This window comes from Clostridium sp. AF19-22AC (assembly GCF_003479085.1).
GTDB classification, from domain to species: domain Bacteria; phylum Bacillota; class Clostridia; order Lachnospirales; family Lachnospiraceae; genus Faecalicatena_A; species Faecalicatena_A orotica.
In genome coordinates, this window is the sequence record NZ_QUGN01000019.1 from 80834 (window position 1) to 94953 (window position 14120).

General features: G+C 44.2%; 17 protein-coding genes. 16 read left to right on the plus strand and 1 reads right to left on the minus strand.

The window, feature by feature from the left end:
• The first annotated feature begins 11 nt into the window (after positions 1-11).
• The 7 genes from DWX43_RS19280 to DWX43_RS19310 all read left to right on the plus strand — a co-directional run bounded on the left by DWX43_RS19280 (position 12) and on the right by DWX43_RS19310 (position 4609).
• Positions 12-260: a hypothetical protein gene (locus tag DWX43_RS19280; RefSeq protein WP_118621511.1), complete on the plus strand. Its 249-nt coding sequence runs from the start codon at positions 12-14 to the stop codon at positions 258-260.
• An 11-nt stretch (positions 261-271) separates the two neighbouring features.
• Positions 272-1234, plus strand: coding sequence for a hypothetical protein (locus tag DWX43_RS19285; RefSeq protein ID WP_118621512.1), 963 nt, complete (start codon positions 272-274; stop codon positions 1232-1234).
• Positions 1235-1243: 9 nt separating this feature from the next.
• Positions 1244-1642, plus strand: a complete 399-nt coding sequence (locus DWX43_RS19290; RefSeq protein WP_118621513.1) for a hypothetical protein — start codon at positions 1244-1246, stop codon at positions 1640-1642.
• Between the two features lie 76 nt (positions 1643-1718).
• A complete protein-coding gene (locus DWX43_RS19295; protein WP_182440765.1) occupies positions 1719-2009 on the plus strand; it encodes a CTP synthase in 291 nt (96 codons plus the stop codon).
• 12 nt (positions 2010-2021) lie between these two features.
• Positions 2022-2312 (plus strand): phage holin family protein, encoded by a 291-nt coding sequence (locus DWX43_RS19300; RefSeq protein WP_118621514.1) that lies wholly within the window; start codon positions 2022-2024, stop codon positions 2310-2312.
• Between the two features lie 3 nt (positions 2313-2315).
• Complete coding sequence (locus DWX43_RS19305; RefSeq protein ID WP_118621515.1) at positions 2316-3251, plus strand: LysM peptidoglycan-binding domain-containing protein; 936 nt, start codon at positions 2316-2318, stop codon at positions 3249-3251.
• Positions 3252-3364: 113 nt separating this feature from the next.
• The gene (locus DWX43_RS19310) at positions 3365-4609 is read left to right on the plus strand and encodes a hypothetical protein (protein WP_118621516.1); all 1245 of its coding nucleotides are present in this window, start codon (positions 3365-3367) and stop codon (positions 4607-4609) included.
• Here the strand turns inward: DWX43_RS19310 and DWX43_RS19315 are convergent.
• Positions 4602-4928, minus strand: a complete 327-nt coding sequence (locus DWX43_RS19315) for a hypothetical protein (protein WP_118621517.1) — start codon at positions 4926-4928, stop codon at positions 4602-4604. The genes DWX43_RS19310 and DWX43_RS19315 overlap by 8 nt on opposite strands.
• 412 nt (positions 4929-5340) lie before the next feature.
• Between DWX43_RS19315 and DWX43_RS19320 the strand changes: the two genes are divergently transcribed.
• The 9 genes from DWX43_RS19320 to DWX43_RS19360 all read left to right on the plus strand — a co-directional run bounded on the left by DWX43_RS19320 (position 5341) and on the right by DWX43_RS19360 (position 13992).
• On the plus strand, positions 5341-6279 hold the full coding sequence (locus tag DWX43_RS19320; RefSeq protein ID WP_118621518.1) for a substrate-binding domain-containing protein: 939 nt from the start codon (positions 5341-5343) through the stop codon (positions 6277-6279).
• Complete coding sequence (gene pstC / locus DWX43_RS19325; RefSeq protein ID WP_109731148.1) at positions 6280-7173, plus strand: phosphate ABC transporter permease subunit PstC; 894 nt, start codon at positions 6280-6282, stop codon at positions 7171-7173.
• Complete coding sequence (gene pstA / locus DWX43_RS19330) at positions 7166-8026, plus strand: phosphate ABC transporter permease PstA (RefSeq protein ID WP_109731147.1); 861 nt, start codon at positions 7166-7168, stop codon at positions 8024-8026. The genes pstC and pstA overlap by 8 nt, the downstream gene beginning before the upstream one ends.
• A gap of 14 nt (positions 8027-8040) precedes the next feature.
• A complete protein-coding gene (pstB, locus tag DWX43_RS19335; protein ID WP_109731146.1) occupies positions 8041-8790 on the plus strand; it encodes a phosphate ABC transporter ATP-binding protein PstB in 750 nt (249 codons plus the stop codon).
• A 1-nt stretch (position 8791) separates the two neighbouring features.
• A complete protein-coding gene (gene phoU / locus DWX43_RS19340; protein ID WP_109731145.1) occupies positions 8792-9457 on the plus strand; it encodes a phosphate signaling complex protein PhoU in 666 nt (221 codons plus the stop codon).
• 90 nt (positions 9458-9547) lie between these two features.
• On the plus strand, positions 9548-10228 hold the full coding sequence (locus DWX43_RS19345; RefSeq protein WP_109731144.1) for a response regulator transcription factor: 681 nt from the start codon (positions 9548-9550) through the stop codon (positions 10226-10228).
• Complete coding sequence (locus DWX43_RS19350) at positions 10218-11528, plus strand: ATP-binding protein (protein ID WP_109731143.1); 1311 nt, start codon at positions 10218-10220, stop codon at positions 11526-11528. Before DWX43_RS19345 ends, DWX43_RS19350 begins: the two co-directional genes overlap by 11 nt.
• 139 nt (positions 11529-11667) lie before the next feature.
• Positions 11668-12189 carry a hypothetical protein gene (locus DWX43_RS19355; protein WP_109731142.1) on the plus strand — a complete coding sequence of 174 codons (522 nt, stop codon included), beginning with the start codon at positions 11668-11670 and terminating at the stop codon, positions 12187-12189.
• Positions 12190-12252: 63 nt separating this feature from the next.
• Positions 12253-13992 (plus strand): carbon starvation protein A, encoded by a 1740-nt coding sequence (locus DWX43_RS19360; RefSeq protein ID WP_118621519.1) that lies wholly within the window; start codon positions 12253-12255, stop codon positions 13990-13992.
• The last annotated feature ends 128 nt before the right edge of the window (positions 13993-14120 follow it).

Genomic DNA, 14120 nt, shown 5'->3' on the forward strand with positions numbered 1-14120 from the left:
GAGGCCGCAGTATGGACAGGAAAATAATAGAAGCGCTTAACGTGTTTGCTGAGCGGCTGTGGGAGAAAATAAAAAATACATTTGTCTCTGCGGAAGACCTGAACAATGCCGCAGGAATCCCCATTGCAACAGAGGATAAAGTTGGCGTTGTAAAGGGCGGAGACAATGTAGGGATCAGGAAAGACGGTATGATGTATGTTGACGGTGTAAATGAAATAAATTCAATAACTAATATAATGATCGATGATATCTGTAAATAGTGGAGGTAATAATGGATAAATATTATTTGGAAGACAATGGACTTGCATATCTATGGAGTAAAATAAAAAGTACATTTGTGAAACAGGTGAGCGGGAAAGGGCTGTCAACAAACGATTATACCACAGCTGAAAAGAATAAGCTTTCTGGTATTGCTTCAGGGGCAAACAATTACGTGCATCCTACAGCTTCAGGAAGCAAGCATATCCCGTCAGGCGGTGCATCCGGCCAGTTTCTAAAATGGGGTGCAGACGGGACGGCAGTGTGGGGTGCGGACAACAATACCACGTACGGTAACATGACGGCCGCTACAGCATCCGCTGATGGAAAGGCGGGGCTTGTACCCGCACCAGCGAAAGGAAAACAGGCATCGTATTTACGGGGGGACGGCACATGGGCTGTTCCAACAGATACGAAATACAGCGAATTTACGGGTGCATCTGAATCCACTGCCGGGAAAACAGGACTTGTGCCTGCACCAGATAAGTCTTATGACAAAGCCTTTTTAACAGGGAGTGGCAACTGGCAACATATAATTGGTAGTGTGTCAATAGATGATGAATCTTTTCCTGATGTGTCGTTAGGAATCACTTTTAAACTAACCGATCAGGAAGGCAACATACTTACAAATGCTGCCGCCTACATACCGACTGCATCATCTTCAGCCTGTGGACTGATGCCGAGCAGCGATAAATTGAAACTGGATGCCTTGCCGAGCAATGATGTTTTATCATCTACTTATGCAAAAAAGGCTGACATAGCAGGAGTTTATAAATATAAAGGATCTGTCACAAACTCATCAGACCTGCCTGCTACCGGACAGGTAAAGGGAGATGTATACAACATCGTAAATGCATCGGCATATGGGGCAGCGGGGGCAAACGTGGCATGGGATGGAAGTAAATGGGACAGTTTGGGTGAGATATTTACGATAACCTCACTGACAAATGCCCAGATCGATGCTATATGTGTTTAAGGAGGTATAATGGATAGCTACTTAGATGAAGAAGGAATCCGCCGGCTATGGGATAAAGTTGTAAGCAAGATTGATGCTAAAATTAAATCGCTGAATCTTAATATAGATACGCTAGTGGAAGACAATCAAAATAAAGTTGTAATAGGGAGCCGAAAAAATGCAATGATCGTTGTGACTGACGCAAATCCGAACTTTATCAGCGGGACAGCAGCTGTTAGCCTGAAAAGCATAGCGGATGCATATGGAAAGAACATAGAAAATGTGGCAGCACAGCTGAAGTCAGCAAGCTCGGCGGTAATAACGTCAGCAATGGTGGATAATAATACTGCAACATTAAAATGCTCATACTTGTCAGGTACAGCATACTCAGGGAGCATCCCGGTTACGCTTACAGTGTTTTTGGCGTAGGGGAATAATATGGAGATCAGGGCAAGACCGGAAGGTCTTATTTTTATGCAGAAATGTAGGAGGGAGAGGTAATCCATTGGAGTTTATACAGACAGTATTAAGTATTTGCGGTGCAGTCAGCATTGTAGGCGGGGCGGGGGCAGTGGTTATTAAGCTCATACGCCCCGCATTTAAAATATCCAGAAGGGTTGAAAAGTTAGAAGAGTACAATGAATTGGATTACAAGAGACTGAAATCTGTGGAAGAAATGCAGAAACAGCAGTCAAAATGCCTTGCGGCAATGCTTAACCATCAGATCACAGGAAACGGCATCGAAAACATGAAGAGAATTAGGGATGAACTTTTAGAAAGCATCATCGACAAATAAGGAGAGATAAGCATGGAAGAAATTATGAATTATGTAAAACCGGAATTATTGGTACTGGCAATCGTATTGTATTTTGTTGGTATGGCACTTAAAAAGACAGAAACAATTGCAGATAAGTACATCCCCGTAAGCCTCGGCGGTCTGGGAATCTTACTGTGTGGTATCTGGGTAATTGCAACCAGTCCTCTTACCGGGATGCAGGAAATTGCAATGGCGATATTTACTGCGGTTGTGCAGGGCATACTGGTAGCAGGATTAAGTACATATATAAATCAAATTATTAAACAATCAGGAAAGGAGTAAGATATGAGCAAATTATTGATTGACGTAAGCGAACATCAGGGTCAGATTAATTGGGATCAGGTTAAAACAACAGGCGTGGATGGAGCAATCCTGCGCTGTGGATTCGGGGATAATATCATATCTCAGGACGATAAGTACTGGAAGCGCAATGCTGATGAGTGTACACGATTAGGTATCCCATTTGGCGTGTACATTTACAGTTACGCGACCAGTATGGCGCAGGCCGAGAGTGAGGCACAGCACGTCCTGCGGTTGGTCAAGGGGTATAAGCTGTCTTACCCGATCTATCTTGATTTAGAGCAGGCCGGTACTGAGTCTGGAGCTGTGGAACGGGCTAAAAGGTTTGGGGATATCATCGAGGCCGCAGGATACTGGTGCGGCATCTACGCAAACCTGAACTGGTGGAACAATTACCTGCCGGGATTGGACCGGTTTACCAAATGGATTGCACAGTACAACAGCAAATGCGATTACACTGGGGCAAATAAAGACATCTGGCAGTACAGCAGTACGGGCCGGGTAGCAGGAATCAGCGGAAACGTGGATATGAATGAGTGCTATCGGGATTTTCCGGCGGAGATCAGCGGCGGATCAGTAAACGCTTCTAAACCTGTAGTCAAACCAACTCCTACTGCTGTGGCAAAGACGCACACAGTCCAGTCCGGTGAGACATTGTTAGGAATTGCGGCTAAGTACGGGACAACCTATCAGTCACTCGCAGCCATTAACGGCATCAGTAATCCTAACCTGATCTACGCAGGGCAAGTCATTAAGCTGTCAGGGTCAGCGGCGGCATCGAAGACCTACACTGTTCAGAGCGGTGATACTCTTTCTGGGATCGCGGCTAAGTACGGGACCACCTACCAGTCGCTCGCAGCCATTAATAACATCAGCAACCCTAATGTGATCCATCCGGGTCAGGTCATCAAGATCGGATAGACTGTGAGTTAGTTTCGCGTCTTTAGATGTGGGGCTTTTTTATTTTTTAAAATCATAGTATAATTTTGATATAGTTAAGTGTAAAACGCTATGGATTGAAGGAGAATATGGGGATGAAAGTGAAAAAAAAGATTGTAATACTATTGACTTGTGGTATTTTATTTGGAAATGTTTTGGTAGCTAATGCAGAATCAAATATTGAAGATACCACTAATATAAATAAGTCTGAGAATGTTGATCAAAACTTAGAAGATGAAAATGAGCTTACTGTTGAAGATATTGATGTGTCAGAAGAAGATCCTAATTCACCAAATTTAAAAAAAAATGAAGACACAAGACTAGAAAGAGCACAGAGACAAGCAGACTCATTGCCAATAAAAGCTTTAAAAATGAGATATATTCTTGTCGATACAGACACGGTATATTTTCCTGAAAAAATAGTTAAGCCTGATCAAGAAGTTGTATTTTCATTCAAATTAGAGGAAAATAAATATATTTTCGATAAAGAATCGTTAGCATGGTTTGGAGTTAAAATGAATGGGAATAGTGGTACTGCGTATATCCCAATTACATATAATCCAGTCAATCAAACATATACAGGAAGGGGAACTTTTGGATGGTATGAGTGGTTTATTGGTGATATTGATTTTGAGTTATCTACTATATCATTATGGTCAAGCGATGATCATTATACAATCTACAATGATCCAAATAACGAATTTATTGGGAATTATGACTATAACAATATATTTCAAAACCTCGGAGAGGTATTTACTTGTACAGTCCAATCAGGTGGAGAAAAAACAAGCCCGGTTACGAATTTAAAAGCAATACCTGCAGGTAAAAATACAACTCGCTTAATATGGAATCCATCAAAAAATGCCGATGGATATCTAATATATGCAAAGAAAAATGGAAAATATGGTTATTGCGGAATGACCACAAAAAGTTCAACGTTTACAGATACAAAGGCATTAGATAAAGAGTATAATTTTTATTGGGTATTTCCTTATTCAGAAACATGGAGCGGAAAGAAAATATGCGGTCCATGTACGAAATACGTTTTTGCAAAGGGAATATGTCCATCTGTAACTAATCTGAAGCCAGCAAGCCAAATAGGTAGTGTCAAATTAACTTGGACAGCATCAGTGGGATCGGAAGGGTATCTTGTATATGGAAAAACAGCATCTGGAAAATATGGATATATTGGAATGACAACCAAGGGAACCTCATATGTGGATAAGAAAGCATCAAAGAAAGAGTACAACTTCTATTGGGTATATCCGTATCATAAAGATAAGAGTGGTAAAATGATTGTTGGCCGTACACCTAAATATGTTTATGGGAAAGCTAAATGATTGAAAAAATATAGCCCGGGTCCATATAGGATTCCGGGCTTTGATATGTAATGATTATAGTTTTGTATTCGTGATCCTTGTTTATGTAGTACAAGTGAACAGTCATTGTGTCAGGCACTTCATTCAGTAATTTCTTTTGGTCCTGAATTTCCTGAATTATTTCTTTCTCTTTCCACGGTTTATATACAATCACATCCTCGTTTGCAGATTTACCATTGTCTGTCGTATTTATCATTTCCACAACAGCCCCGTGATCTGGTAAAAGCCATATACCTATGATGATAATTAAGCACAGAGCAAGTATTACTTTCTTCTTCAATATAGTCACCCCTGATTAAATGATACTGCTAAAAGTCAGGTGAAAACCACAGGTAAATATTGGTAATAAAGAAGCCAAGCGCAATTTGCCCCATTTATTATAGAAGAAACTTATGCGTAAAACAAATATATGTCCATATTTGTGCTTATTGGATCCCGTATTTTAGACCTCATAAGTGCTAAATGATATTTAATAAAATTGGATTGTTAGAAACCAGTTAGTAACAAATTAATACAAGAAAGCCTTTATTTACGGCATTCCTCCCAGTATTGATTTAACACAGATTTAACATTCCGCCAATTCTATATTTTACATTCCCCCTTTATGATTACAACTGTGAAGAAGATATTCAAAGAAAACAGGCAGGTATTTGACCTGCGTATCAATGTAGGGTAAAGGAGAAATGTAAATTATGAAAATGAAAAAGTTAATAGCAGCGTTATCTATGGTCAGCATGCTTGCAGTCGCAGTGACTGGATGCGGCAGCAGCAAAGATACATCGGCAGATGCTTCTTCAGATGCAAATGCAGATACAAAGACAGAGCAAAGCGGTTCCGAATGGGACAGCTCCAATGATATCACAATCGTATCCCGTGAGGACGGATCAGGTACGAGAGGTGCTTTCATTGAGCTTTTCGGGATTGAGGAAAAGAACGGTGACGAAAAGGTTGATATGACAACAGAGGAAGCACAGATTACAAATAGCACTTCTGTTATGCTGACAACCGTTGCAGATAACGAGTATGCAATCGGCTATGTATCACTGGGTTCACTCGATGACAGTGTAAAAGCTGTTAAGATTGACGGTGCCGAGGCAACGGCTGAAAATGTTAAATCAGGTACATACAAAGTATCCAGACCGTTTAATATCGCGGTAAAGGAAGGTCTTGATAATGAGGTAGCTAAAGATTTTATTAACTTCATCATGAGTGAAGAAGGGCAGTCCGTTGTGGAAGAGAACCACTATATTGCAATTGATGATGTGAAGCCGTTTGAGGGAACATCTCCTTCCGGTAAAGCTGTAATCGGCGGCTCATCCTCTGTATCACCGGTAATGGAAAAACTGATCGAGGCATACAACAAGCTGAATCCAGGTGCTGAGCTTGAGCTCCAGACAACAGATTCTACAACAGGAATGACATCTGCAGTTGACGGAAGCTACGACATCGGTATGGCGTCCAGAGAATTGAAAGACACAGAACTTTCAGAAGGATTACAGGCAACTGTTATTGCAACAGACGGTATTGCCGTAATCATGAACAAGAACAGTTCTGTAGATAATCTGAGCAGCGAGCAGGTGAAATCCATCTATACAGGTGAAGCTCTTACATGGGATGAGGTAATCGAATAAATGAAATCAAAAGCATGGAGTGAGAAATTCATGCAGGGAGTGTTCTTCATTGCCGCCTGTGCTTCGGTACTGGCGGTAGCTCTTATTTGCATATTTTTATTTGCAAATGGTATCCCTGCGATGAAGGAGATAGGTTTTTTGAAATTTATTTCAGGTGAGAAGTGGAGACCGAATAACGACATATACGGCGTACTCCCGATGATTGTGGGCAGCATATATGTGACCGCGGGAGCAATCATCATCGGTGTGCCAATCGGAATCCTGACCTCTGTGTTCATGGCAATGTATTGTCCAAAAAGGATATACAAGCCATTGAAAGCAGCTACGGAGCTTCTGGCAGGTATCCCTTCTGTTGTATATGGATTCTTCGGGTTAGTAGTGCTCGTGCCCTGGGTCAGAGAACTGGGGATTACATTAAAGCAGCTGGGAATCACAAGGACAAGCGGAGACGGAAACAGTATGCTGACCGCATCGATCCTTCTGGGAATGATGATTCTGCCTACTATAATCGGTGTAACGGAGTCGGCTATCCGCTCAGTTCCGCCACAATATTATGAGGGGGCCCTGGCACTTGGCGCAACACATGAGAGAAGTATTTTCCGGGTCATCATACCGGCCGCAAAGTCTGGCGTCATTGCAGGTATTGTTCTTGGGATCGGGCGCGCGATCGGCGAGACTATGGCAGTTATCATGGTAGCAGGAAATCAGGCAAGAATGCCGGCAGGAATTCTCAAAGGAATCCGTACACTGACTGCCAACATCGTTATGGAGATGGGATATGCGACAGATCTGCACAGAGAAGCGCTGATTGCGACCGGTGTTGTCCTGTTTGTATTTATTCTGATCATCAACTTCAGTGTAGCCTTATTAAACAGGAGGACGGAACGTGAATAATCAAACAACATTCAGCCAGAAATTAAAAAATTACTTGAAACATCCCGGCTCTTTCATCACGATGCTGTTTGTCATGCTGGGGGCAGTCCTTACGTTTACGGTTTTGATTTTCTTAATCGTTTATATACTTGTTCATGGAGTACCATATATCAAACCTTCTCTGTTTTCATTAACTTATACATCAGAGAATGCATCATTGATGCCTGCGCTGATCAACACGGTGACTATGACTCTGCTGTCACTTTTGATCGCAGTTCCATTTGGAATTTTTGCAGCTATTTTTCTTGTAGAGTATGCAAAAAGAGGAAATAAATTCATGGGCGTGATCCGTCTGACGACTGAAACACTTTCCGGAATTCCCTCCATCGTTTATGGCCTTTTTGGAATGCTGTTCTTTGTAAACACTCTGGGGTGGGGATTTTCCCTTCTGGCAGGCGCATTTACGCTTTCGATCATGATTCTGCCGCTGATTATGAGAACGACTGAGGAAGCTCTGAAAGCCGTACCTGATACTTTTCGGGAAGGCAGCTTCGGTCTGGGTGCGGGAAAACTCAGGACGGTTTTTCGAATTGTTCTCCCTTCAGCGGTTCCGGGGATTCTGGCGGGGATTATTCTTTCTGTCGGAAGGATTGTCGGTGAGACGGCTGCCCTGATGTATACGGCCGGGACAGTAGCAAAAGTTCCCACCAGTGTGATGGGATCGGGAAGAACCCTGGCCCTGCATATGTACAATTTGTCAAATGAAGGCCTGTATATGGATCAGGCCTATGCGACAGCAGTCATCCTGCTCGTGCTGGTAGTGGGAATCAACGCATTGTCCGGCGTGATCGCAAGAAAATTAACGAAAGCGTAGAAAGGAATCGAAAGATGGGAAAAATAAGCATCAAAAATCTGGATTTATATTACGAAGATTTTAAAGCCCTGAAAAAAGTAAATCTGGAGATAGAAGCAAATAAGATCACGGCATTTATCGGTCCCAGCGGGTGTGGAAAGTCTACCCTGCTTAAGTCCATCAACCGCATGAATGATCTGGTGCAGGGATGCCGCATTGAAGGAGAAATCATGCTGGACGGCCAGAGTATTTTCGGAGGAATGGACGTGAACCTGCTCAGAAAACGTGTGGGAATGGTATTTCAGAAACCAAATCCGTTTCCGATGAGCATCTATGACAACATTGCCTTCGGACCACGGACACACGGCATTCATTCGAAATCAAAACTGGATGATATTGTGGAGAGGTCACTGCGCAGTGCGGCTATTTGGGAGGAATGTAAAGACAGGCTGAAAAAAAGTGCTCTTGGAATGTCAGGAGGACAGCAGCAGCGCCTGTGCATTGCAAGGGCGCTTGCGGTAGAGCCGGAAGTACTGCTGATGGATGAGCCGACGTCCGCCCTGGACCCGATCTCAACGTCGAAGATAGAAGACCTTGCGATGGAGCTGAAAAAAGATTATACTATTGTCATGGTGACACATAACATGCAGCAGGCAGTTCGTGTCTCAGACAATACGGCATTTTTCCTTCTCGGTGAGGTAGTGGAATACAACGATACAGAAAAATTATTCTCCATACCGGCAGATAAACGGACAGAGGATTATATCACAGGGAGGTTTGGCTAAAATGCGGAATAGATTTGACAAACAGTTACAGTTATTGGATGAGCAGCTTACCCATATGGGGGAGCTGTGTGAGATTGCAATTTCAAATGCTACAAAGGCGCTGCAGGAAGGCAATCTCGAGCAGGCAAAAGCGATTATGGATGCAGATGAAGAGATCGACCAGATGGAGAAAGACATCGAGAGGCTGTGTCTGAAGCTGCTTCTCCAGCAGCAGCCGGTGGCAAAAGACCTGAGAAGGATTTCGGCCGCACTGAAGATGATCACGGACATGGAGCGCATTGGCGACCAGACGGCCGATATAGCAGAGATTGTGCTGTCATCCAAACATAATACAGCCACGGACATTAAGGAAATCGGCACGATGGCGGCCGCGGCCAGCAAGATGGTACGCGAAAGCGTGACTGCTTATGTAACAAAGGATCTGGAGCTGGCGAAGAATGTCATGGAGGCGGATGATTATGTGGATCATCTGTTCAATACGATCCGTGATGAACTTGTGGAGTACATCCGCTCAGCAAAGGGTGAGAATGGAAAGCGGATATTCGATCTGATCATGGTAACAAAATATCTGGAACGCATCGGCGACCATGCAACGAATATTGCAGAATGGGTAGAATTCTCTATCACGGGCGTTCATAAAAACGGCATCTCACTGGCCGGGAGATAAAAAAGAAGTATGACTGTTCCACATTTTGTACGGGCCGTGCGTGCATCAAATGTACAGTTCTGTACCGGACAGTTGCGAAGGAGTGACAAGATGATATATTGTGTGGAAGACGATGATAACATCCGGGAGCTTGTGATATATACACTGGAAACTACAGGGCTGAAAGCGCAGGGGTTTGCCGAAGGAGGCGCTTTTATGGAGGCTCTGGCGTTTGATACGCCAGAGCTTATTTTGCTTGATATCATGCTCCCCGGTGAAGACGGGCTTGCGCTGTTGAAAAAATTAAAAAACTCTGCCAGAACAAAAGATATTCCTGTCATTATGGTAACGGCCAAAGGGGCAGAGTATGATAAGGTGATCGGACTGGATTCCGGTGCGGACGACTATGTGACAAAGCCGTTTGGCATGATGGAGCTGGTATCCAGAGTGAAAGCTGTTTTACGGCGTTCGGGCCGGGTTCCGGACAAGGACGAACTAAGTGCATCGGGCGTCAGTGTGAATGTAAGAAAGCATGAAGTGACGGTTGACGGCAGACCGGTGACACTCACACTGAAAGAATTTGAACTGCTTGAGAGACTGGTAAGGAACCGGAATATTGTCCTCACCAGAGACCAGCTTCTGGAGGATATATGGGGATATGATTTTGACGGAGAAACAAGGACCGTTGATGTGCATGTCCGTACACTGCGGCAGAAACTGGGGGATAAAGGAGAGATCATTGAGACTGTGAGAGGCGTCGGCTACCGGGTGGGGGATGCAGATGAGAGCTAGAATCCAGAAAAGCATGGTGCTTGTACTTACGATTACACTGCTGATATCTTATGCCGTCATGACAATCGTGGTGTACAGCCAGAACCTTGGACTGCTGAAAAGCGAAGTCAGGCAGGAGGCACGTTATATCAGGACGGCTATCAATATATCAGGTCCAGCCTACTTGGAACAGATGGACGATGTGGATACCGGGACACGGGTGACCCGGATCGATACGGCGGGTACCGTGCTGTATGATTCCCGCCGTGATGAGGCGGCACTCGATAATCACGGGTCAAGGAGCGAGGTATTACAAGCCCTGAAACAGGGGGCAGGTGAGGATATCAGAATGTCCGGAACTGTCGGAAAAGAGATGTATTACTATGCGATTCTTCTGGAGGATGGGACGGTGCTGCGTGTATCGAAGACGATGGATAATCTCGTGAGCACTGCCTTAAATGTCCTTCCGGTCATGTGCATCCTTGCTGCAGGTGTGCTGTTTCTTGCATGGCTGATGGCAAAATGGCAAACGGCCAGACTGATCAAGCCGATCAATGAACTGGACCTTGAACATCCTCTGGATAATGAGATTTATCCGGAGCTGTCCCCACTCCTTCAGGCGATGGATGAGCAGAACAAGGCAAAGGATGCAGTAGCGAATATGCGAAAGGAGTTTTCAGCGAATGTGTCCCATGAACTGAAGACCCCGCTGACTTCTATATCCGGATATGCCGAAATCATGAAAAACGGAATGGTCAGACCCCAGGATATCCCTAATTTTTCAGAACGTATCTATAAAGAGGCCAGAAGGCTGATCACACTGGTGGAAGATATTATCAAGCTGTCCAGACTGGATGAAGAATCTGTGGAGTTAGAAAAAGAAGATGTAGATCTCTATGCCCTGAGCAGGGAGGTGGTCAGCAGGCTGTCTCCGCAGGCGGGGGCTAAAAATGTACAGATCATGATCGAGGGGGAATCCGTAACCTATCACGGGATCCGCCAGATTCTTGATGAGATGATCTATAATGTCTGTGAAAATGCAGTCAAATATAATGTTTCAGGCGGGCAGGTGAGCGTATGGGCAGGAAATACACTGGAGGGGCCGAAGGTGAGCGTTTCCGATACCGGGATCGGTATCCCGAAAGAACATCAGGAGCGTATATTTGAGCGCTTTTACAGGGTGGATAAGAGCCATTCCAAAGAACGCGGAGGAACAGGCCTGGGGCTTTCCATTGTGAAACATGGTGCCCTGCTTCACGGCGCCAGAGTGACAGTGGACAGTGAACCGGGAAAAGGGACCAGAATTGAGATTAAGTTTTAAATAATAAAATTTCTATGTCAACTATTAAAAAAGTATAAAATTTATCATTGTAAAACCGTTTTTTATAGTGTAAACTATAAAAAGCGGTTTTATTACATTCATGTAGTAAAGTGATAGAGCCTTAAAGGAGAATAGGAATATGACAGGACAGGAATTTTTAGAGAAGCTTCTGCAGTCTTATCAGTCAGCTTTTGATATAACCCGTCCGTATGATGTCAATGGGGACAAATTTGATGCGTATGCGGCTTTCAATGTAACCAGTGCCAAGTATGTCCTCGTAAAGAAGGCAGAACTATGGCGGGCAAATTGCTTTGAGCATACGTTTTTTGCGTGCAGGCCTGCGCTGACTACGGAGGATCTGGCAAGGTTCCGTGAGGATATCGTTACCTTCATAGAGCCTCAGATTGTAAGGGGCGGAGAAGCCTGTACGGCTGAGCATCATATGTATACATATATAACGGGAATATTCATCTGTGAGAATGGCATCCCGGGGGAAGTCAAAAAGCAGGTAAAGCAGTTTAAATATTTCAAGAACTACCGGCTTGGATTCCGGGGCTATGCAGAGGCAAGGCTTCTTGTCTTTGACAGGGAGAACCATAAAGTTTTAGGCAACCGGGCAGCGAAGGACCTGGTCAAAGGATATGAAAAAGTAAGGGTATGAAAAGGTTATGAACCTTTTTATATAGAAAAGCTACTACTAAACAACAAAAAAGGAGTGTGAACTATGAATGCAGTAGTAATTTTATTAGTAGGAATCCTGATTCTTGTCATTGCCTACGTTACATACGGTAAATGGCTGGCAGGACAGTGGGGAGTAGACCCGTCCAGAAAAACTCCGGCACACGAACTCGAAGACGGGATGGATTATTGCCCGGCAAAGGCACCGGTACTGATGGGACATCATTTCTCATCCATTGCAGGTGCGGGCCCGATCAACGGACCGATCCAGGCAGCAGTATTTGGCTGGGTTCCGGTATTATTATGGATCTTGATCGGAGGTATTTTCTTCGGTGCTGTTCATGACTTTGGTGCATTATTTGCATCCATCCGCCATAAAGGACAGTCTATCGGTGAGGTTATCGCTGACACAATGGGAACAAAGTCCAAGAAGATTTTCATTATATTCTCATATCTGACATTGCTCCTAGTTGTTGCAGCATTTGCATCTATTGTTGCAAATACATTTATGGCTACATTTACAGAGACAGGTGCAGTAGACTATGCAGCATCCTCCGCAAATGCGTCAACAGCCATGATTTCTATTTTATTTATTGTGATTTCCATCGTTTTTGGTTTTCTGGTTTATAGAAAGAATGCATCCCTTGGTGTATCTACAATCGTTGGTGTTATTGCAATTATTGCCTGCATGGTAATCGGGCTGAACTGGCATCCGCTGTACCTGAGCAATAAGACATGGATGATTATTGTTGGAATCTACATCCTGATAGCATCTGTAACACCTGTATGGATTCTGCTCCAGCCGCGTGATTACCTGAGTTCCTTTTTGCTTTACTTTATGATGGCTGTGGCTATCGTTGGTGTAATCGGAGCCGGACTCACAGGAAATGCGGGCCTTGATATTCCTGCATTTACAGGATTTAAGGATACTCTGATGCCGACAGGGACCTCTCTGGGATATATGTTCCCTGCATTGTTTATTACAATTGCCTGCGGGGCGATCTCTGGTTTCCATTCACTGGTTGGTTCCGGAACGACGGCAAAACAGCTGAACAGTGAAAAAGATGCACGCCCAATCGCATACGGCGGTATGCTGATTGAATGTGCTCTGGCAATTATTTCTCTTTGTGCAGTTGGATACGTATGGAAAAACTACTCTGCAGGAGAGCTTGTTGTTCCGACAAACGTATTTGCAACCGGTATTTCAAAGATGACATCTACCATTCCTTTCCTGAAAGGTGCCGAGAGTGTAATCTTCTCCATGCTGGTGCTTGCAGTTTCTGCATTCTGCCTGACATCACTGGATACAGCGACACGTCTTGCACGCTATATGTTTCAGGAATTCTGGCTGGAGCCGGGCGAGGATGTGAAGACAGCAACCGGGTATAAGAAAGTCCTGACAAATCCATATGTAGCGACTATCATAACAGTTGTGCTCGGTATAGCACTCGGTATGACAGGCTATGCAAATGTATGGCCGCTGTTCGGTGCTGCGAACCAGCTTCTTGCTGCACTCGGCCTGCTGGCTGTTGCAACATGGCTCGGAAAAGTCGGAAAGAACAACAAGATGTTCCTGCTTCCGATGGCATTCATGCTGATTGTGACACTGACATCACTCTGCCTGACAATTAAAACAAACTTTGCCGGAATTATGGCAGGGGCAGACGGAGTCGTATGGTGCTATATCCGCCTGATTATCAGCGTACTGCTTATTGTACTGGCGGCAGTGCTGGCAGTAGACGGAGTCAGGACACTGACAGGACAGAACAAAAAGGCTAAGGCATAAAGAAAAAGCGGCTGTAATCTGATATGTACATCGGATTACAGCCGCTTTTTATGACCGCGGATACCCGTAGAGAGAAAACAATGTCTGTGAACTGTTGTTAAATAAATAACTTAACATATGGCCGATGA